This window comes from Advenella mandrilli (genome assembly GCF_016595155.1).
GTDB lineage: Bacteria > Pseudomonadota > Gammaproteobacteria > Burkholderiales > Burkholderiaceae_B > Advenella > Advenella mandrilli.
This window is the reverse complement of sequence record NZ_JAENGP010000016.1, coordinates 67,048-86,443: the sequence shown is the minus strand read 5'-3', so window position 1 is coordinate 86,443 and position 19,396 is coordinate 67,048. Positions and strand designations below refer to the sequence as shown.

Genomic DNA, 19,396 nt, shown 5'->3' with positions numbered 1-19,396 from the left:
GTGACAATTCCGAACCAATTTCTACTATATCAGGAACTGCCAATAATGTTCATACTGAATTGTGCCACAAATATATTAAATTCAGGATTGATCCCGGTTAGCTTTTTCTACCAGACCTGATAATCCTTCCCTGCGTGCCAACTCGGCAAACACGTCCTCTGGGCGCAAGCCGTGGTAGGCCAGTGCCAGCAGGCAATGAAACCAGAGGTCCGCAGTTTCTGCAATGATCCGGTCATTTTGGCCATCTTTTGAAGCCATGACCAATTCAGTGGCTTCTTCGCCAATTTTCTTCAGGAAGCCATCGGGGCCCTTGGCAAATAATTTGGCGGCATACGAAGTCGCCGGATCGCCGCCATTGGCTGGCAACCGGGTTTGCAATACATCGGCCAGGCGACCAAGCACACACGACAATTCAATACTGGATTCTGTGCTCATTTGTACATATGCTCCGGATCTTGCAAGACTTCATCGGTTATTTCCCATTGGGCGCTGTCGCCTTTGCCATTTAGCAAACGGAAAAAACAGCTTTCCCTGCCAGTATGACAGGCCACGCCCCCAGTTTGTTCAATTTTAAGAAGTATTACATCGGCATCGCAGTCGATGCGAACTTCATGAACTTGCTGGGTATTGCCTGACTCTTCACCCTTGCGCCATAATTTCTGGCGCGAACGTGACCAGTAGACGCCTTTGCGAGTCGTCACGGTTTCCTGCAATGACTCGCGATTCATCCAGGCAACCATGAGAATGCGACCGGTTTTCCAGTCCTGCGCAATAGCAGGAATCAGGCCGGCCTCATCGAACTTCACTTCATCAATCCAGCTCATGCAATTTCCCGGACATTAATGCCCTGTTGTGCCATAAACTCCTTGGCCTGTGCGATGGTATATTCGCCGTAGTGAAAAATACTGGCTGCCAGCACGGCACTGGCCCGGCCTTTAGTAACACCGTCACAAAGGTGCTGCAAATTACCCACACCCCCGGAAGCAATAACAGGTACAGACACGGCATCGGAAACGGCACGGGTCAGCTCAAGATCAAACCCTGATTTGGTGCCATCACGATCCATGCTGGTTAACAGAAGCTCGCCGGCTCCGTAACGGGCCATGCGTATTGCCCATTCAATAGCATCAATGCCGGTCGCCTTACGGCCACCATGGGTAAAGACTTCCCAGCGATCGGGCTCACCGTTGGCAGAAACCTTGCGAGCATCAATCGCCACCACAATGCATTGTGAACCGTAATAATCGGCACTTTCCCGCACCAGCTCGGGATTAGCCACTGCTGCACTGTTAATGGACACCTTGTCGGCACCGGCATTCAGCAGTCGCTGGATATCGGCAACCGCGCGAACGCCGCCGCCAACCGTCAAGGGAATAAATACCTGGGATGCCACCTGTTCGATAATCGGCAGGATCAGATCCCTGCCGTCACTGGTTGCCGTAATATCAAGGAATGTCAGTTCATCGGCGCCCTGCTCGTTATAACGACGGGCAATTTCAACCGGGTCTCCGGCATCACGCAACTCAACAAAATTGACCCCTTTGACAACCCGTCCTGCCGTCACATCAAGGCAGGGAATAATACGTTTGGTCAACGTGGAATCGGCATTGGCAGCTATGCTCAATTTTCTTCCCCGTTCAATTCGTCAGCTAGCGTCTGGGCTTCCTGGAAATCAAGCGTCCCTTCATAGATGCTGCGACCCAGAATCACCCCCTCAACGCCTTCATCTTCTACCTCGCACAGGGCTTCGATATCTTTAAGGTTGGTCACGCCACCCGAGGCAATAACCGGAATCTTGACGGCCTGAGACAGGCGTACCGTTGCCTCTATGTTTACACCGGTTAACATGCCATCGCGGCCGATATCGGTATAAATAATGGATTCAACCCCGTAGTCTTCAAACTTACGGCCAAGATCAATCACATCGTGCTTGGTGAGCTTGCTCCAGCCATCGGTGGCGACTTTGCCATCCTTGGCGTCAAGACCCACAATGACATGCCCCGAAAAAGCGGTGCAGGCATCCTGCAGAAAACCCGGATTTTTGACCGCTGCCGTGCCGATAATGACATATTGGATACCCAAATCAAGGTAGCGCTCGATCGTATCCAGATCTCGGACACCGCCGCCAATCTGGACTGGAATTTCGTCTCCTACCTCTTTCAGGATTGCCTGGATGGCCGCCTCGTTTTTAGGCTTGCCCGCAATCGCACCGTTAAGGTCAACCAGATGCAGGCGACGGGCGCCCTGGTTGACCCATTGACGGGCCATTGCCTGAGGGTCTTGGGAAAAAATAGTCGCGTCATTAAGGTCACCCTGACGCAAGCGAACGCATTGTCCGTCTTTTAAATCAATGGCTGGTATGAGCAGCATAGCGTTATATTAGTTTGATAAGAAGAAAAAAAACAAAACAGAATGAGCAAAGCCTAAGTAGCAGACTTGTCACTCCCCGTAATAACTGATTGTTGACAGTATCTTTGTTATTGGAATCCCGCAACTGTATTTATAACGCATTTTCAGGATTTAGTCCCGCAACTAAATGCGCCACTCAACAAAATTCCGATACAGGCGCAAACCATGATCGGCACTTTTTTCAGGGTGAAACTGTACGGCAAAAATATTATCCCTGGCAACCGCACAAGTAAATACGTCTCCGTATAAGGCCGTACCTACCGTCAGGCTGTTATCAGCAGGCACAACATAATAACTGTGCACAAAATAGAAATAGGCATCATCGGGGATGCCCTGCCAGACCGGGTGATGCCGGGTTTGTTTTACCCGGCTCCAGCCCATATGAGGCACCTTAAGTTTTTCGTTTTCGAGCCCGATGGCAGCGGCAGGCGTATTGGCAGCCGCTGTCGTGGCAAACCGCTTCCCTTGAAAACGTTTGACGTTGCCAGGAAAAATCCCCAGACAGGCCGCCCCCCCTTCTTCACTACGTTCGAACAGCATTTGTTCGCCAACGCAAACCCCCAGTAAAGGCTTGCTTGACGCTGCCTCGAGTATGGCATCGCTTAGTCCGGACTGCACCAGATTACGCATGCAGTCGGGCATTGCACCTTGGCCGGGAAACACGATCCGGTCGGCGGATTTGATTCCCGCCACATCAGAAGCCAGATAGACATGGGCATGGGGAGCCGCATGCATTAACGCGCGGGCAACCGAATACAGGTTGCCCATACCATAATCCACAATTGCAATAGATGGGGATTTCATTTAAGTATGATGCCTTTACAGGACGCCTTTGGTGGATGGGACAACGCCCGCATTGCGTGGGTCTTCGGTAAGCGCCATGCGAAGCGCGCGGCCAAATGCCTTGAAGACGGTTTCAGCCTGGTGGTGGGCGTTAAAGCCCCGCAGGTTATCGATATGCAGGGTGACCAGTGCATGGTTGACAAAACCCTGGAAAAATTCACGAGTCAGGTCAACATCGAAACGGCCAATATGGGCGCGGGTAAATGGAATGTTATATTCCAGTCCGGGGCGGCCTGAAAAATCAATGACCACCCGTGACAGGGCTTCATCAAGCGGCACATAGGCATGACCGTAACGTAAAATGCCTTTTTTATCGCCCACGGCCTTGGCAAAAGCCTGACCCAGGGAAATACCCACATCTTCTACCGTATGGTGGTCATCAATGTGCACATCGCCATCACAAGTAATATCGATATCAATCAGGCCATGACGCACGATCTGGTCAAGCATGTGATCAAGAAAAGGCACACCGGTATTCAGTGACTGCTTGCCGGTACCATCAAGATTGATGGCAACCTTGATCTTGGTTTCATTGGTATTACGAACTATTTCTGCTGTACGCATATTCATCTCATCAAGTATTTAATCTAAACGGTAGCGGGCGCTTTCGGCATGTGCCTGCAAGCCTTCCCCAAAAGCCAGGGTCGCTGCGATTTTGCCCAGGGTTTGCGCCCCTTCGCGTGACACCTGAATCAGGCTGGAGCGTTTCTGGAAATCATAAACACCCAAGGGTGAGGAAAACCGGGCGGTACGGGAAGTTGGCAACACATGATTGGGGCCGGCACAATAGTCACCCAGTGATTCCGAACTGTATCGTCCCATGAAAATCGCGCCTGCATGGCGTATTTTTTCGGCCCATGCCGGGGCGTTTTCAGTGGAAATCTCAAGGTGCTCGGGCGCTATCTGGTTGGCAATTTCACAAGCTTGCTCAAGATCGCGCACCTTAATTAAAGCGCCCCGATTGGCCAGGCTGGTGCGGATAATGTCGGCACGTGGCATATTCGGCAATTGGCGGCCAATAGACTCGTACACCTGATCCAGATAGGCGGCATCGGGACACAATAAAATGGCTTGTGCCAGTTCGTCATGCTCGGCCTGGGAGAACAAGTCCATGGCAATCCAGTCGGCGGGCGTTGTACCATCACAAATAATCAGGATTTCACTGGGGCCGGCAACCATATCAATGCCCACCGTTCCAAAAACCCGCCGTTTGGCTGACGCCACATAGGCATTGCCAGGCCCCACGATCTTATCGACACCGGCGATTGACCGGGTGCCATAAGCCAGGGCACCCACCGCCTGCGCGCCACCAATGGCGATCACCCGGTCAACCCCGGCGACTGCGGCAGCAGCCAGCACAATGGGGTTACGGCTGCCCCCCGGGGTAGGCGTAACCATGACCACTTCGGGCACACCAGCCACTTTGGCCGGTAAGGCATTCATTAATACCGAGGAAGGATAGGCGGCCTTGCCGCCCGGCACATATAAACCAACCCGGTCCATGGGCGTTACTTTTTGTCCCAGCAAGGTGCCATCGGCTTCGGTATAAGTCCAGGAGGTGGCTTTTTGCTTTTCATGATAGACACGAACCCTGTCAGCCGCACTTTCAAGGGCCTTGCGTTGGTCTGCCGGCAAGGCATTCAGGGCAGCCACACAGTCGGCAAGCGAAATTTCCAGTTCCTGGATATGGCTTGCTTTTACATGATCGAAACGTTGCGTGTATTCAAGAACCGCCTCGTCACCGCGCTGGCGGACATCGTTCAGGATTTTCGCCACCGACTGCTCGATTTGCTCATCTTGCGAGGCATCAAACGCAAGCAGGGTTTTTAACTGCTGAGCAAAACCTGCATCATTGGCATCTAACCGGTTTATTAAAGACATATCACTCTTTGCAAAAATAGTAAAAACAAACCACCCTTCCGGCTCAGTAAGAACCTTTGTGTCAAAGGTCGCCCACGTGGTCTAAATGGCCGCCTTTTCAAAGGCTTCCAGTATAGGCATCAGCCGTGTCGCCCTGGTTTTCAGGGCTGCCTGGTTGACAATAAGGCGGGAGGAAACCGGCATGACATCTTCAACGGGGACCAGGTTATTGGCACGTAACGTGCCACCGGTGGAAACCACATCGACAATGGCATCTGCCAATCCTACCAAGGGCGCCAATTCCATTGATCCATATAGTTTAATGATATCAACATAGACCCCTTTCTTGGCGAAATGTTCTCGCGCCACATTGACATATTTGGTTGCCACACGCAGGCGGGCGCCTTTTTTCACGGCCTCTTCGTAATCAAAGCCCTCGCGTACCGCCACTGCCAGACGACATTTGGCAATATTCAGGTCGGTGGGCTGATACAGCCCACCAGGCTGTTCTTGCATATATTCATACAGGACATCGCGACCGGCAATACCAAAATCAGCCGCCCCATACTGCACATAAGTGGGCACATCGGAAGCCCGTACAATGAGCAAACGCAAACGGGGATCACTGGTTGGCAAAATCAGCTTGCGCGATGACTCGGGACTTTCATTGACGGAAATCCCGGCCGCCTCGAGCAAAGGCATGGTTTCTTCAAAAATGCGCCCTTTGGAAAGCGCCATGGTTAGCATTTCATTATCTTCGTTAGACATATTACCCGCGCAGTCGTTCAATTTGTGCTCCCAGCCCTTTCAATTTTACTTCCATTTGTTCATAGCCACGATCGAGGTGGTAAATCCGGTCGATAATGGTTTCTCCGCTGGCGGCCAGCGCCGCAATCACCAGACTGGCTGATGCGCGCAAATCGGTGGCCATGACTTTGGCACCAAACAATTGTGGCACGCCATTCACCACGGCAGTATGGCTATCCAGTTCAATATCCGCGCCCATGCGAATCAGCTCGGGGACATGCATGAAACGGTTTTCAAAAATATTTTCAACAATGACGGCAGTTCCGCTCGCGATAGTATCAAGCGCCATAATCTGGGCCTGCATATCAGTGGGGAAGCCGGGGTGTTCAAAGGTTTTAACCCCTACTGCCCGGGGCCTGCCATTCATTGAGGCCCGAATCCAGTCAGGCCCCGTTTCCAGAGTAAGCCCGGTCTCTTCAAGTTTGTCCAGAATGGCGCCCATGGTTGAAGGGGCCGCATTGCGCAACAGGATATCGCCGCCAGTGGCACCCACCGCGCACAGGAAAGTACCCGCCTCGATACGATCGGGAACCACTTGATAGTTAGCGCCATGCAGCTGTTCCACACCTTCGATAACGATTCTGTCAGTGCCGTGGCCGCTGATTTTGGCACCCATGGCAATCAGCAGTTCGGCCAAATCCACAACTTCGGGTTCGCGTGCCGCGTTTTCAAGAATAGTGGTGCCTTTTGCCAACGCCGCAGACATAAGAAATTGCTCGGTACCACCAACGGTAACCATGTCGGTATGAATAGAGGCACCCTGAAGCCTTGCGGCCTTGGCCAACACAAAGCCATGCTCGACACGAATGTCGGCGCCCAGGGTAGCCAGCCCCTTGATATGCTGGTCTACCGGCCGCTGTCCAATGGCACAACCCCCTGGTAAACTAACCTTGGCCTGGCCAAAACGGGCCAGCAAAGGGCCCAGGACCAGAATAGAGGCACGCATGGTTTTCACCAGTTCGTAAGATGCCTCGTAACTGTTGATCTGATCAGCCTGCAGTTGTACGACACCCTCTTCCAGCCACTGGATTTTCACTCCAAGCTGTCCCAAGACTTTCAGCGTAGTATGAATATCATTCAGTGCTGGCACATTGCGTAAAACAACCGGTTCGGCGGTTAGCAAGGTTGCGCATAAAATAGGCAGGGCGGCGTTTTTGGCGCCTGATATGGTGACTTCTCCGGAAAGCCGGTTACCACCGATAATGCGCAGTTTATCCATTCACTTTATACTCTTCAGGGGTTAGCGTTTTCATTGACAAGGCATGGATTTCCGCCTTCATTTTATCGCCCAATGCCGCGTATACCAGCTGGTGCCTGGCGATCGGGCGCTTGCCTTCAAAGGCCGCACTCACGATAATTGCCTGGAAATGGGAACCGTCGCCCTCCACCTCTATGTGTTCACAGGCCAGGTTGGAAGCAATGTATTCACGAATCTGTTCAGGAGTGGGTAACATTTTATGTCCTAAGTTTATAGCCGCTTGCCAGCAATTTTACTGCCAGCAATGACGTTAAGATGAAAAAACAAAGCACGACTGCAAAACTGTGCCAGACCGAGACATCAGAAATGCCAAAGAATCCGTGACGGAAGCCGTCTATCATGTAGAACACCGGATTCCAGTGTGACACAGCCTGCCAGAATGGTGGCAGGGAATGGATGGAATAAAACACGCCCGACAGGAACGTGGCAGGCATGATCAGGAAATTCTGGAACACCGCCAACTGATCAAATTTCTCGGACCAAAGCCCGGCAACAAGCCCCAGACAGGAAAAAATACCGCAGGACATAATGACAAAAAACACTACCCACAACGGCTGAACCGGCCACAGTGGCATGAATAGCATTGCCACCAGCCAGATACCAAGGCCTACACAAACCCCCCGTACAATACCCGCCAGCACGTAAGCGCCAAATATTTCCAGGTAAGACAAGGGTGGCAGCAGCACGAAGACAAGATTACCCGTAATACGGCTTTGGATAAGCGATGATGAGGGATTGGCAAAGGCATTTTGCATCATGCTCATCATCATGAGACCGGGCATTAAAAAAGACACATAAGACAAGGTGCCATAAACCTGCACCCGCCCTTCAAGGACCTGGGCAAAAACCAGTAAATACAGCAAGGCAGTCATGACCGGTGCCGCCACGGTCTGGAGAGATACTTTCCAGAAACGCAATAACTCTTTGCGCAACAAGGTGGGAAAACCGGAACCGAAGTTGATATTTTGTTGTAAAGGGTTCATTACGCTGCCTGCTCATTGCCGGTATGCATGATTTGCACAAAAGTTTCCTCAAGATCTTCACTGCCAAACTTGGCCATCAGGGCCTGGGTGGTATCAAGCGCAATCATTTTACCTTTTCTGAGAAAAGCGATACGGCCGCAAAGGGTTTGTGCTTCTTCGAGGTAATGGGTCGTTAGCAAAATGGTGTGGCCTTCTTTATTCAATCTTGAAATGAAGTCCCAGAGGCTGCGTCGCAAGTCGACATCAACCCCGGCCGTGGGCTCATCAAGAATGATGACCGGCGGACGATGCACCAATGCCTGGGCAACCAGCACCCGGCGCTTCATGCCGCCTGACAAGGCACGCATATTGGCATCAGCCTTGTCGGACAGGCCAAGGTTCAAGAGAATTTCATCGATCCAGTCATCGTTATTTCGCAAACCGAAATAACCGGACTGATTGCGCAAGGTTTCACGGACGGTAAAAAACGGGTCATAGACCAGTTCCTGGGGAACCACCCCCAAAGCGCGCCGTGCATTTTTATAATCGGCCACCACATCGTAGCCACAAATGCTGGCCTTGCCATTGGTAGGACGCGACAAACCTGCCAAAATGGAAATAAGCGATGTTTTACCGGCACCATTGGGACCAAGCAGGCCAAAAAACTCTCCTTGCTCGATATTGATGCTGATATCATTGAGCGCCTGGAACCCCTTGCGGGCAGGCGAAGCAGAAAGCAACCTTTGCCTTAAGGAAAGGGAAGGTGCATAGATTTTGGAAATATTTTCTATTTTAACGGCTGACATATTTACATAAAAAAAGGCCTGCTCCTGACACGGAACAGACCCTTGATTATAGCCCTTTACACATTACTTTCGTTGATTTAACGCTTTTATCAGGCCATCAATGCCATTTTGTGCAATCTGCGAAGAGAACTGGTTACGGTAATTCTGGATCAACCAGATGCCTTCAACGCTGAAATCGTATACTTTCCAGCTATCGCCCGCTTTTTCCAGACGATAGTCAACCGATACCGGGCCAGAGTCCGAAATAATGGTTGAGCGAACCACTACATCGTTGGCATTCGGATTGCCACGGAATGGCAGCAGATCAATTTTTGTGCTTGATGACACTTGCTTGAAGGCGCCGCTATAGGTACGAACCAACGTACTTTTAAAAGCATTTGTCAGCGCTGTTTTCTGTTCAGGGGTTGCCTGACGCCAGGGCTGCCCGGTAGCCAGCCGTGTCGTTTTCTGAAAATCAAGATGAGGCATCAACTTGTCATTGACAATCTCGTTGATGGTATTGACATTGCCACTGCGTGCCGCGCTGTTTTGTTTGACAGCATCAAGGGTTTGGTTGGCAATTTGCTCAATAAATTGCGTTGGGCTTTGAGCAGCCTGGGCCGTGCCAAGCAAGCCGGCCGATACGAAAGCCATGGCGGCAAAACGCCGGGCCAACAGAAACACGGATTGGAGCTTCATGATTTCTCCTGAATATTCACAAAAAATAAAATAATAAATAAACTAAACGAACGCTTTAATGTAAACACAAACCACCCCCAAATACATTAAGTAAATTAAGGATTTGTCAGAAAGCGTTAAAGATGGGAGCAAACTGAAATCAACTGAAAAACCTCTGTTTTTCAACAGGCGGTTTTTCAGGGTTTGAAGATTTTACGTTACAAACCAATTATTCGCCAGGATCCTCATACTGTGGCACGGATGCGTCATGACCCGCCTGCTCGGGGTCATCATAATCGGGAACCGATAAACCGCCCGCAGCGCTGTCTTGTACTTCAGGGCGCAACTTGCTTTCAAGCAGCGCCTTGCGATTTTGCTGGTAAGCATCACGTACAAAAGAGTATTTATCCAGGGAAACTTCCTCGGCCAGCTCATCGGCATCAAGCAGGTTGGTACGTGTATCAACCACCCTAAGGCCAATAAGGGCATTGCGCACAGGCACATCACTAATCGCGCCAGGTGAAGCATAAACTGCGGTCCCCCCGGCAACATCGCCAACCAGACCAACACTGTCACGCACAGAGCTTGACCCAAAGAAAGGCAGCACGACATAAGGACCATTACCAACCCCCCAAACACCCAGCGTAGTACCGAAGTCATTGGGAATTTTATGGGCACCATTCATGGTGGCCACATCTATACACCCCCCAATACCCATGGTGGAATTGAACAGGACCCGTCCGAAGGTATTGATTGAGTCGAGTGCCCTGCCCTGCAACATACTGTTGATGGCCGACCAGACATCACCCAGGTTACCAAAAATATTCCGTACACAGGTACGTGCCGGACTGGGCATAACCGCCTTGTAACCGGTTGCTACCGGCTTGAACAATGTTTTGTCTACAACCTCGTTGAACTCAAACATGCTGCGGTTATAACTTTCCAGGGGATCTTCAGGACTGGGATGAGGCACCGAGGCACACCCGCTGACCAGAAACCCGACACTGGCCAGACCGAGTGTTTTTCTGATGTTTTTTTTATTAATCATGATGTTCTCTTATATGCATCTTGGCATTTAAAATAATTTAACACAAATATGCCGGCGCTAAAGCGTTGCATGACGGTTACTTCCCTTGTGCTGAGGAACCTTCCTTTTCAGCACTTGAGAACAAAAATTTACCGATTAACTCTTCAAGCACAACCGCCCCCTGTGTAAACAGGATTTCACTGCCATTTTCAAGGTTGCTTTCATCTGCGCCCGGGGTCAGACCAATATACTGCTCGCCCAACAGGCCTGCCGTCATGATAGAGGCGGATGAATCCAGGGGAAACTGATAACGGGATTCCAGACTTAACTCTACCACAGCCTTGAACTCCCGATTATCAAATTGAATACTCTTTACACGCCCCACCAGCACGCCATTGCTTTTAACGGCGGCACGCGCCTTAAGCGCGCCCACATTTTCAAATTTAGCACTAACGGTATAGGTGGGCTCAAAGCTGAAAGAGCTTAAATTACCCGCTTTTAATGCCATAAACATAAGCGCCGCCGCGCCTAGCAATACAAACAAACCCACCAGAAAATCGGTTTTTTTACTCATTGTCATTCATCCCGGTATCAGGGTACGGCAAGAAAACCCGCCTGCCTGATACATTTTTCATTTATTGATCAAAACATGACTGCTGTTAACAGGAAATCAAGCCCCAGAACCGCCAGGGAGCTTCTGACCACCGTTCTTGTTGTCGCCCTGGAAACCCCTTCGGGTGTCGGCTTGGCATACCAACCTTCAAACAGGGCAATTAGCATGACGGCAAAACCAAACACAATGCTTTTAATCAGACCATTACCCACATCGGAAAAAACGTCTACCCCGTTTTGCATTTGCGCCCAAAACGAACCGGCATCAACACTGATCATGAGGACACCCACCACCCAGCCACCGATAATACCCACGGCTGAGAAAATGGCCGCCAAGACAGGCATGGCAATTACCCCTCCCCACAGGCGTGGTGCAAGAATCCGGCGCAAGGGACTGATGCCCATGACATCAATAGCCGCCAACTGCTCTCCGGCCTTCATCAAACCAATTTCAGCGGTAATAGAAGTGCCTGCCCTGCCTGCAAACAGCAAGGCGGTGACGACCGGCCCCAGCTCACGCACCAGACTAAGAGCCACCAGCAAACCCAGCGCTTCTTCGGAGCCATACATGGACAGGGTGTTATACCCCTGCAAGCCCAGGACAAAACCGACAAAAAGCCCCGATACGGCAATAATCAGCAAAGAATGATTGCCAATGAAATGCACCTGCTCGATGACCAGCCGTGGACGACGCAGCGCAATACCCGATTTGCAGAAGAGCTCCCAGGTAAATTTGCTGAACACACCCAGGCCGCTGATGACATTAATGATAAATGCCCCCAAGGCACTGATACTCTTGAAAATCATAAGCCCTCTTTGCGTTTTGACAGCCAGCTGGAAAATGCCGGGGTATCCGGGTACTCAAAAACCACCGGGCCTTCGGGCGAACCATGAAGAAACTGTTTGACATAGCCGTCTTCAGAGCCGCGCAAATCCTCTGGGGTACCGGACGCCAGCAATTTTCCATGCCCAACCATGTATACCTGATCAACAATTTGAAAGGATTCATCAATATCATGGGTAATTAATACCGACGCACAACCAAGACGGTCACTGAGATTACGGATAAGCTGAGCCGTCATGCCCAGCGAGATGGGGTCCAGCCCCGCAAAAGGCTCGTCATAAAGCACCAGTTCGGGCTCAAGCACGATTGCCCGGGCCAATGCGACACGCCGCGCCATGCCACCGGAAATTTCCGAAACAGCCAGGTGCGCAGCGGCTTTCAGGCCAACCGCATCCAGCTTGTCCAGGACTTTTTCAAGGATAATCGACTCACTGTCATTGGTTAACTCGCGCAAGGGAAAAGCCACGTTATCGAATACGTTCAAATCAGTGAACAAGGCACCCTGCTGAAACAGAACCCCCATCCGCCGACGAATCTGACGCAGCTTATCTGGATTTACCTTGGCAAGATTCTGGCCAAAGGCGGTAGCCACCCCTTTTTTGGCAATAAGCTGACCAATGGCGGCCCGCAACAAGGTTGTCTTACCTGAACCAGAGCCACCTATCAGCGCGACAACCTGCCCCTTCTTCACCTGCAAATTGAGGCTATCAAGTATCACCCGTTCTCCGTAGCCTAGTGACACATCGGAAAATCGTAGAATGATATCTGACTCGGAAAGATGATCGTTCAACGGGATAACCCTTAAAAATTCAAAAGAACCATTGTAACTGATCAACGTTTACGCTACATCAACTAATGCAAAAAAAAGAAATCCCGAAAAAACTTTTCGGGATTTCTGTTATAGCTTGGAAAAATGTGTCAAAGGATTGTTTATCTTGCCCCTTTATCTTGGTAAAACAGTCTGTCCCATTAAATACTGGTCTACCGCACGGGCACATTGCCGTCCTTCGCGAATGGCCCAAACCACCAAAGACTGACCACGACGCATGTCACCCGCGGCAAAAACCTTGTCCACACTGGTACGGTAGTCTTCGGTATTGGCGCGAATATTGCCGCGCGTATCCCGATCCAGCCCAAACGCATCCAGCACGGCGGGCACAGGTGCCACAAAGCCCATGGCCAGCAACACCAGATCTGCCTTCAACTCAAATTCAGAGCCCTCGATTTCAGTCATTTTCATCTGGCTGGTGGCTTCGTCACGCACCCATTCAACCCGGGCCGCCACCAGTTTGCCAACCTTGCCTTTTTCTCCCTGAAACGATTTGGTCACAATGGCCCAGTCACGATGGCAACCCTCTTCATGGGAAGAAGACGTGCGCAATCTGGCCGGCCAATACGGCCAGGTCAGTTCCCTGTTTTCTTCTTCAGGCAATTTAGGCATCAGCTCGATCTGGGTGACCGATGCCGCTCCTTGGCGATTACTGGTGCCCACACAGTCCGACCCGGTGTCGCCACCACCAATCACCAGCACATGCTTGCCCTTGGCCACAATTTGACCGGTTAAACGATGACCGGCATTGACCTTGTTTTGCTGGCGCAAGAAATCCATAGCAAAATGAACCCCATTAAGTTCCCTGCCGGGTACTGGCAAGTCACGGGGTACTTCAGCGCCCCCTGCCATCACAATCGCATCAAACGCCTGTTGCAAGTCTGCGGCGCTTATTATAGTCAGTCCATCTGCCACTTTATCACCGGGTGAACCGATATAGGTAGAGCCGCAAAACTCCACGCCTTCGGCTTCCATTTGCGTCATGCGCCGGTCAATCAGGCTTTTATCCAGTTTGAAATCGGGAATGCCATAGCGCAGCAAACCACCCATCCGGTTGCTTTTTTCAAAAACCGTCACACTGTGTCCGGCACGGGCCAATTGCTGGGCAGCAGCCAGCCCCGCCGGGCCAGATCCCACAATAGCAACCCGTTTGCCGGTTTTTTTTACCGGAGGCTGAGGCACTACCCAACCTTTTTTCAACCCTTTGTCAATAATGGCATGCTCAATCGACTTGATACCCACCGCTTCACTGTTGATATTCAAGGTACAGGCAGCTTCACAGGGCGCCGGGCAAATACGTCCGGTAAATTCCGGAAAATTATTAGTGGAATGCAGCGTGGCCAAGGCCTGTTTCCAGTCTTGCCGGTAAACCAGATCATTCCAGTCCGGGATAATATTATTAACCGGGCAGCCATTGGTACAGAAAGGAATACCGCAATCCATGCAACGCGCGCCCTGTTGTTGCGCCTGCTTGTCGTCCAAGGCCAGCACGAACTCCCGGTAATGCTTAATCCGTGACACAGCTGGCTCATACGACTCACTTACTCTTTCAAATTCCAGAAAACCTGTTGTTTTTCCCATGATTTTTCCTAAAAACCCTTACGCCACTCAAGCCACTTTCTGACTGATTTGTTCTGATTGCCACATTTCCGACAGTGCCCGACGATATTCAATCGGCATCACTTTGACAAATTGGCCACGCGATTTATCCCAGTTGCCCAGCAGGTCGCGGGCACGAAAACTGCCTGTCAGACGAAAATGCTCTTCAACCAGATAGCGTAAAATAGCGTCATCCGTTTGCCGGGTCTCACCCCGCTTGACGGTATGCCAGCGTTCAATCCGGCCTTCTTTTTCCTGCTCTTGCCCTGGCACAACCGTTTCCAGCTCAACCATACTCAGGTTGCAGCGTTGCCTGAACCGGCCTTCGGGGTCCCACACATAGGCAACGCCCCCCGACATACCGGCGGCAAAGTTGCGTCCCGTTTCTCCCAGTACCACCACAGTACCACCCGTCATGTATTCACAACCATGGTCTCCGGTACCTTCGACAACCGTCGCAGCACCCGAATTGCGCACGGCAAAACGCTCGCCCGCCACACCATTGAAATAGGCTTCTCCGCCCAGCGCACCATACAACACGGTATTGCCCACAATAATATGCTCGGGGCCATAACCGCGAAAATCATTGGGTGAACGAATGGAGATCCGCCCGCCGGACAAGCCTTTGCCCACATAGTCATTAGCCTCACCCACCAGGTCAACGCTAATACCATGGGCCAGAAAGGCAGCAAAACTCTGGCCGGCAACACCATTGAACTGGATGTGAATGGTGTCATCAGGCAGCCCTTCATGACCGTATTTTCTGGCCACCATGCCCGACAACATGGCACCCACCGTACGATTGCGGTTACGTACCGGCATGATGAAAGACACTTTCTCACCCCGCTCAATCGCGCCCTTGCTGCGTTCGATCAACTGTTTGTCTAGGGCATTTTCAAGCGCATGATCCTGCTCTTCGGTATGATATTTGCCGGTTTCGGTTTCCGGCTGGTAAAACACGCGGGAAAAATCCAGTCCTTTGGCTTTCCAGTGTGTCACACCGGCACGCATGTCCAGCAAACCCACCCGGCCCACCAAGTCATCAAACTTGCGAACCCCCAGCTGGGCCATGATTTCCCTAACTTCTTCAGCTACAAAGAAGAAGTAATTCACCACATGCTCGGGCTTGCCCTGGAATTTCTGGCGTAGGACCGGATCCTGGGTTGCCACGCCGACCGGACAGGTATTCAAGTGGCACTTGCGCATCATAATGCAGCCTTCCACCACCAGGGGCGCTGTAGCAAAACCAAATTCATCCGCCCCCAGCAAGGCACCAATCACTACGTCACGGCCGGTTTTCATCTGGCCATCGGCCTGCACCCGCACACGACTGCGCAGCTTGTTCAGCACCAGGGTTTGCTGGGTTTCAGACAGCCCCAACTCCCACGGCGTACCGGCATGCTTGATAGAGGCAATGGGAGAGGCGCCGGTACCACCATCATGGCCGGCAATCACAATATGATCAGACTTGGCTTTAGCCACACCCGCAGCAATCGTGCCCACCCCCACTTCTGAAACCAGTTTGGTGGAAATGGAAGCCGCCGGATTGACATTTTTCAGATCGTGAATCAACTGGGCCAGATCTTCGATAGAGTAAATATCATGGTGCGGTGGTGGCGAAATAAGTCCCACACCCGGCACCGAGTAACGCAATTTGGCAATATATTCAGACACTTTATGACCCGGCAACTGCCCGCCCTCACCGGGCTTGGCCCCCTGGGCCATTTTGATCTGGATCTGGTCTGCGCTGCTTAAGTATTCGGCACTGACACCAAAACGGCCCGACGCCACCTGCTTGATTTTTGAACGCAGCGAATCTCCCTTAAGCAGCGGAACCTCGGCCACAATTCGGTCGGTTCCCAATACCGAAGCCAACGTATCACCCGTCTTGATCTTGCTTTTACCGTTTTGCATTTCAGCCCGATAGCGCAACTCATCCTCACCGCCTTCACCGGTGTTGGACTTACCGCCAATCCGGTTCATGGCCACTGCCAGCACGGCATGCGCCTCGGTGGAGATTGAGCCTAAAGACATGGCCCCCGTGGCAAAACGCTTGACAATCTCCCTGGCCGGCTCAACCTCTTCCAGCGCAATCGCCCTGGAAGGATCCACTTTAAACTCAAACAATCCACGGAAAGTCATATGACGGCGCGACTGGTCATTGACCAGCTGGGCATATTCCTTGTAGGTACGGTAATTGTTGGCGCGGGTGGCATGCTGCAGCTTGGCAATAGAGTCGGGGGTCCACATATGGTCTTCACCACGGATCCGGAAAGCGTAATCACCGCCGGCATCCAGCTCATTAGCCAATACCGGATCATTGCCAAAAGCCTGCCGGTGCAGCCGGAATGCCTCTTCGGCCACTTCAAAAATACCCAACCCTTCTATATTGCAGGGCGTACCGGTAAAGTATTTACGGACAAGGTCGTTTTTCAGACCCACCGCCTCAAAAATCTGCGCACCGGTATAAGACATATAGGTTGAAATACCCATTTTGGACATGACCTTGTTCAGACCCTTGCCCACCGCCTTGACGTAATTTTTAACCGCCTTGCCCGTTGCATCCATGGTGGCCAGGGTTTCCATCGCCAGATAGGGATAAACCGCTTCGGCACCATAACCGCCCAACAAGGCAAAATGATGCACTTCCCGGGCTGAACCGGTTTCCACCACCAGGCCCGTATTGGTTCGCAGGCCAGAACGGATAAGATGCTGATGAATGGCCGAAGTGGCCAGCAAGGCGGGAATAGCCACCTGCTCGCTGTTCACCTTCCGGTCAGAGATAATCAAGATGTTATAACCGCTCTTGACCGCATCGACGGCACTGGCACACAAAGCGGCAACACAGGCTTCAATCCCTTCCCCCCCCCAGCTTGCCGGGTAGGTAATATCCAGTTCATGACAACGGAATTTGTTATTGGTATAACGTTCAATTTCACGCAGACGGGACATGCCAATGCTATCCAGCACGGGCTGGGAGACCTCGATACGCTGTGGCGGATTGACGTTATTGATATCCAGCAAATTGGGTTTGGGCCCAATGAAGGAAACCAGCGACATCACCAGCTGCTCGCGGATCGGATCAATGGGAGGGTTGGTAACCTGCGCAAACAGCTGGCGGAAATAGTTATAGAAAGACTTCGGACGGCTGGACAGCACGGCCAGCGGCGCATCATTGCCCATAGAGCCAATGGCTTCCTCAGCATTTTTTCCCATGGGTTCAAGAATGAACTTGATGTCCTCTTGGGTCCAGCCAAAAGCCTGCTGGCGATCCAGCAATGAGGCATGGCTCATGTAATCGGCGGCATGAACGGTATCGGTAGCGGGCAAATCATCCAGGCGAACCCGCAAACGCTCGATCCACTGCCGGTAGGGGCGGTTGTTAGCCAATTGAGACTTGATTTCCTCATCATCAATAATACGGCCCTGGTCAAGATCGATCAACAGCATTTTGCCGGGCTGCAAGCGCCATTTTTTCACGATGCGGTGTTCGGGTATGGTCAAAGTGCCGGCTTCGGAAGCCAGAATGATCATATTGTCATCGGTAATCAGGTAACGGGCCGGACGCAGGCCATTGCGATCAAGCGTTGCGCCAATCTGGCGGCCATCGGTAAATGCCACGGCGGCCGGGCCATCCCAGGGCTCCATTTTAGCCGCATTGTATTCATAGAAAGCACGACGGTTAACATCCATATCGGCATGCTGCTCCCAGGCTTCGGGAATCATCATCATCATGGCGTGGGCCAGCGAGTAACCCGCGGTTACCAGCAATTCCAGGCAATTATCAAAGGTGGCTGTATCCGACTGGCCTTCATAAACAATAGGATACAGTTTTTGCAGGTCATTGCCCAACACCGCCGACTCCATCACGCCCTCACGGGCACGCAGCCAGTTGAAGTTGCCCTTGACCGTATTGATTTCCCCATTATGCGCAATCATGCGGTAAGGGTGTGCCAATGGCCATGCCGGAAAGGTATTGGTGGAAAAGCGCTGGTGCACCATGGCCAGGGCGGAAACGGCACGTGTATCGGCCAGATCACGGTAATAGGTACCCACCTGATCGGCCAGCAGTAAACCCTTATAAACTACCGTCCGTACCGAAGCGGACGGCACAAAATACTCGGTGCTATGGGCCAGATTCATGGCCTGAATGGCGTGACTGGCCGTTTTACGGATTACATACAGTTTTCGTTCAAGTGCATCAGGCACCATCACATCGGGTCCACGGCCAATAAACAGCTGGCGAATAACCGGCTCGCACTCTCGCACCGCCGGTGACATGGGCATGTCACTGTCTACCGGTACATCGCGCCAGCCCAGCAGGACCTGGCCCTCATCGCGCACCGCCCGTTCCAGCTCTTTTTCACAGGCCAGCCGCGAGGCGGTTTCTTTGGGCAGAAAAACCATGGCCACCCCATACTCGCCCTCGGGCGGCAGCGTAACACCCTGGCGGGCCATTTCATCCCGGTACAGGGCATCGGGAATCTGGATCAGGATACCGGCTCCATCACCCATTAACTTATCGGCACCCACCGCTCCCCGGTGGTCCAGGTTTTCAAGGATTTTCAGGCCCTGCTGTATAATGGCATGGCTTTTTTGCCCCTTGATATGGGCCACAAACCCGACACCACAGGCATCATGCTCATGGTGCCGGTCATACAGGCCCTGGGACTCGGGCTGCCGGTGCGGCATTAAACCGATAGCCGAGGCATCAACAAACGCCTCAGTCACAACATCTTTGTTAATCTGGGTAGACATACATGCTCCGCAATGGGTTCGGGCTAAATGGGCTCTTTTCAGTTTTCAAGAATAAAGACAAAAACACCCGTTTGCAATAAAAATAAAAAGGGTCAAACCCTATTTTTTTAATTTGTTATTTTTAT

At 51.8% G+C, this 19,396-nt stretch carries 19 protein-coding genes; all 19 read right to left on the bottom strand.

All coding sequences use genetic code 11. The features are described from left to right. Positions 1-81: 81 nt before the first annotated feature. Positions 82-435, bottom strand: coding sequence for a phosphoribosyl-ATP diphosphatase (locus JHL22_RS13670; protein WP_200238603.1), 354 nt, complete (start codon positions 433-435; stop codon positions 82-84). Beyond that, complete coding sequence (hisI, locus tag JHL22_RS13665; protein ID WP_200238601.1) at positions 432-824, bottom strand: phosphoribosyl-AMP cyclohydrolase; 393 nt, start codon at positions 822-824, stop codon at positions 432-434. The genes JHL22_RS13670 and hisI overlap by 4 nt, the downstream gene beginning before the upstream one ends. Next, positions 821-1,624 carry an imidazole glycerol phosphate synthase subunit HisF gene (gene hisF, locus JHL22_RS13660; RefSeq protein ID WP_200238598.1) on the bottom strand — a complete coding sequence of 268 codons (804 nt, stop codon included), beginning with the start codon at positions 1,622-1,624 and terminating at the stop codon, positions 821-823. The genes hisI and hisF overlap by 4 nt, the downstream gene beginning before the upstream one ends. Beyond that, positions 1,621-2,370 (bottom strand): 1-(5-phosphoribosyl)-5-[(5-phosphoribosylamino)methylideneamino]imidazole-4-carboxamide isomerase, encoded by a 750-nt coding sequence (gene hisA, locus JHL22_RS13655; RefSeq protein ID WP_200238596.1) that lies wholly within the window; start codon positions 2,368-2,370, stop codon positions 1,621-1,623. Before hisA ends, hisF begins: the two co-directional genes overlap by 4 nt. Before the next feature lie 162 nt (positions 2,371-2,532). Then, the gene (hisH, locus tag JHL22_RS13650) at positions 2,533-3,213 is read right to left on the bottom strand and encodes an imidazole glycerol phosphate synthase subunit HisH (RefSeq protein WP_200238593.1); all 681 of its coding nucleotides are present in this window, start codon (positions 3,211-3,213) and stop codon (positions 2,533-2,535) included. Between the two features lie 15 nt (positions 3,214-3,228). Beyond that, the gene (gene hisB, locus JHL22_RS13645; protein ID WP_200238590.1) at positions 3,229-3,816 is read right to left on the bottom strand and encodes an imidazoleglycerol-phosphate dehydratase HisB; all 588 of its coding nucleotides are present in this window, start codon (positions 3,814-3,816) and stop codon (positions 3,229-3,231) included. 18 nt (positions 3,817-3,834) lie between these two features. Further along, positions 3,835-5,133 (bottom strand): histidinol dehydrogenase, encoded by a 1,299-nt coding sequence (hisD, locus tag JHL22_RS13640; protein ID WP_200238588.1) that lies wholly within the window; start codon positions 5,131-5,133, stop codon positions 3,835-3,837. Positions 5,134-5,214: 81 nt separating this feature from the next. After that, a complete protein-coding gene (hisG, locus tag JHL22_RS13635; protein ID WP_200238654.1) occupies positions 5,215-5,880 on the bottom strand; it encodes an ATP phosphoribosyltransferase in 666 nt (221 codons plus the stop codon). 1 nt (position 5,881) lies between these two features. Then, complete coding sequence (gene murA, locus JHL22_RS13630; protein ID WP_200238585.1) at positions 5,882-7,138, bottom strand: UDP-N-acetylglucosamine 1-carboxyvinyltransferase; 1,257 nt, start codon at positions 7,136-7,138, stop codon at positions 5,882-5,884. Then, entirely contained in the window at positions 7,131-7,373 is a 243-nt protein-coding gene (locus tag JHL22_RS13625; protein ID WP_200238582.1) for a BolA family protein, read from the bottom strand. Before JHL22_RS13625 ends, murA begins: the two co-directional genes overlap by 8 nt. Before the next feature lies 1 nt (position 7,374). After that, on the bottom strand, positions 7,375-8,160 hold the full coding sequence (locus JHL22_RS13620; protein WP_200238580.1) for an ABC transporter permease: 786 nt from the start codon (positions 8,158-8,160) through the stop codon (positions 7,375-7,377). Further along, positions 8,160-8,945, bottom strand: a complete 786-nt coding sequence (locus JHL22_RS13615; protein ID WP_200238577.1) for an ABC transporter ATP-binding protein — start codon at positions 8,943-8,945, stop codon at positions 8,160-8,162. Before JHL22_RS13615 ends, JHL22_RS13620 begins: the two co-directional genes overlap by 1 nt. Positions 8,946-9,008: 63 nt before the next feature. Next, on the bottom strand, positions 9,009-9,623 hold the full coding sequence (locus JHL22_RS13610) for an MlaC/ttg2D family ABC transporter substrate-binding protein (protein ID WP_200238575.1): 615 nt from the start codon (positions 9,621-9,623) through the stop codon (positions 9,009-9,011). Positions 9,624-9,831: 208 nt separating this feature from the next. Next, positions 9,832-10,647 (bottom strand): MlaA family lipoprotein, encoded by an 816-nt coding sequence (locus JHL22_RS13605; protein ID WP_407926779.1) that lies wholly within the window; start codon positions 10,645-10,647, stop codon positions 9,832-9,834. 79 nt (positions 10,648-10,726) lie between these two features. Further along, complete coding sequence (gene mlaD, locus JHL22_RS13600; protein ID WP_200238569.1) at positions 10,727-11,203, bottom strand: outer membrane lipid asymmetry maintenance protein MlaD; 477 nt, start codon at positions 11,201-11,203, stop codon at positions 10,727-10,729. Between the two features lie 68 nt (positions 11,204-11,271). Next, positions 11,272-12,048 carry a lipid asymmetry maintenance ABC transporter permease subunit MlaE gene (gene mlaE, locus JHL22_RS13595; protein ID WP_200238567.1) on the bottom strand — a complete coding sequence of 259 codons (777 nt, stop codon included), beginning with the start codon at positions 12,046-12,048 and terminating at the stop codon, positions 11,272-11,274. After that, on the bottom strand, positions 12,045-12,881 hold the full coding sequence (locus JHL22_RS13590; protein WP_200238651.1) for an ABC transporter ATP-binding protein: 837 nt from the start codon (positions 12,879-12,881) through the stop codon (positions 12,045-12,047). Before JHL22_RS13590 ends, mlaE begins: the two co-directional genes overlap by 4 nt. A 147-nt stretch (positions 12,882-13,028) precedes the next feature. Further along, complete coding sequence (locus tag JHL22_RS13585) at positions 13,029-14,495, bottom strand: glutamate synthase subunit beta (protein WP_200238564.1); 1,467 nt, start codon at positions 14,493-14,495, stop codon at positions 13,029-13,031. A 27-nt stretch (positions 14,496-14,522) separates the two neighbouring features. Continuing rightward, positions 14,523-19,271, bottom strand: a complete 4,749-nt coding sequence (locus JHL22_RS13580) for a glutamate synthase-related protein (protein ID WP_200238561.1) — start codon at positions 19,269-19,271, stop codon at positions 14,523-14,525. Between the last annotated feature and the right edge of the window lie 125 nt (positions 19,272-19,396).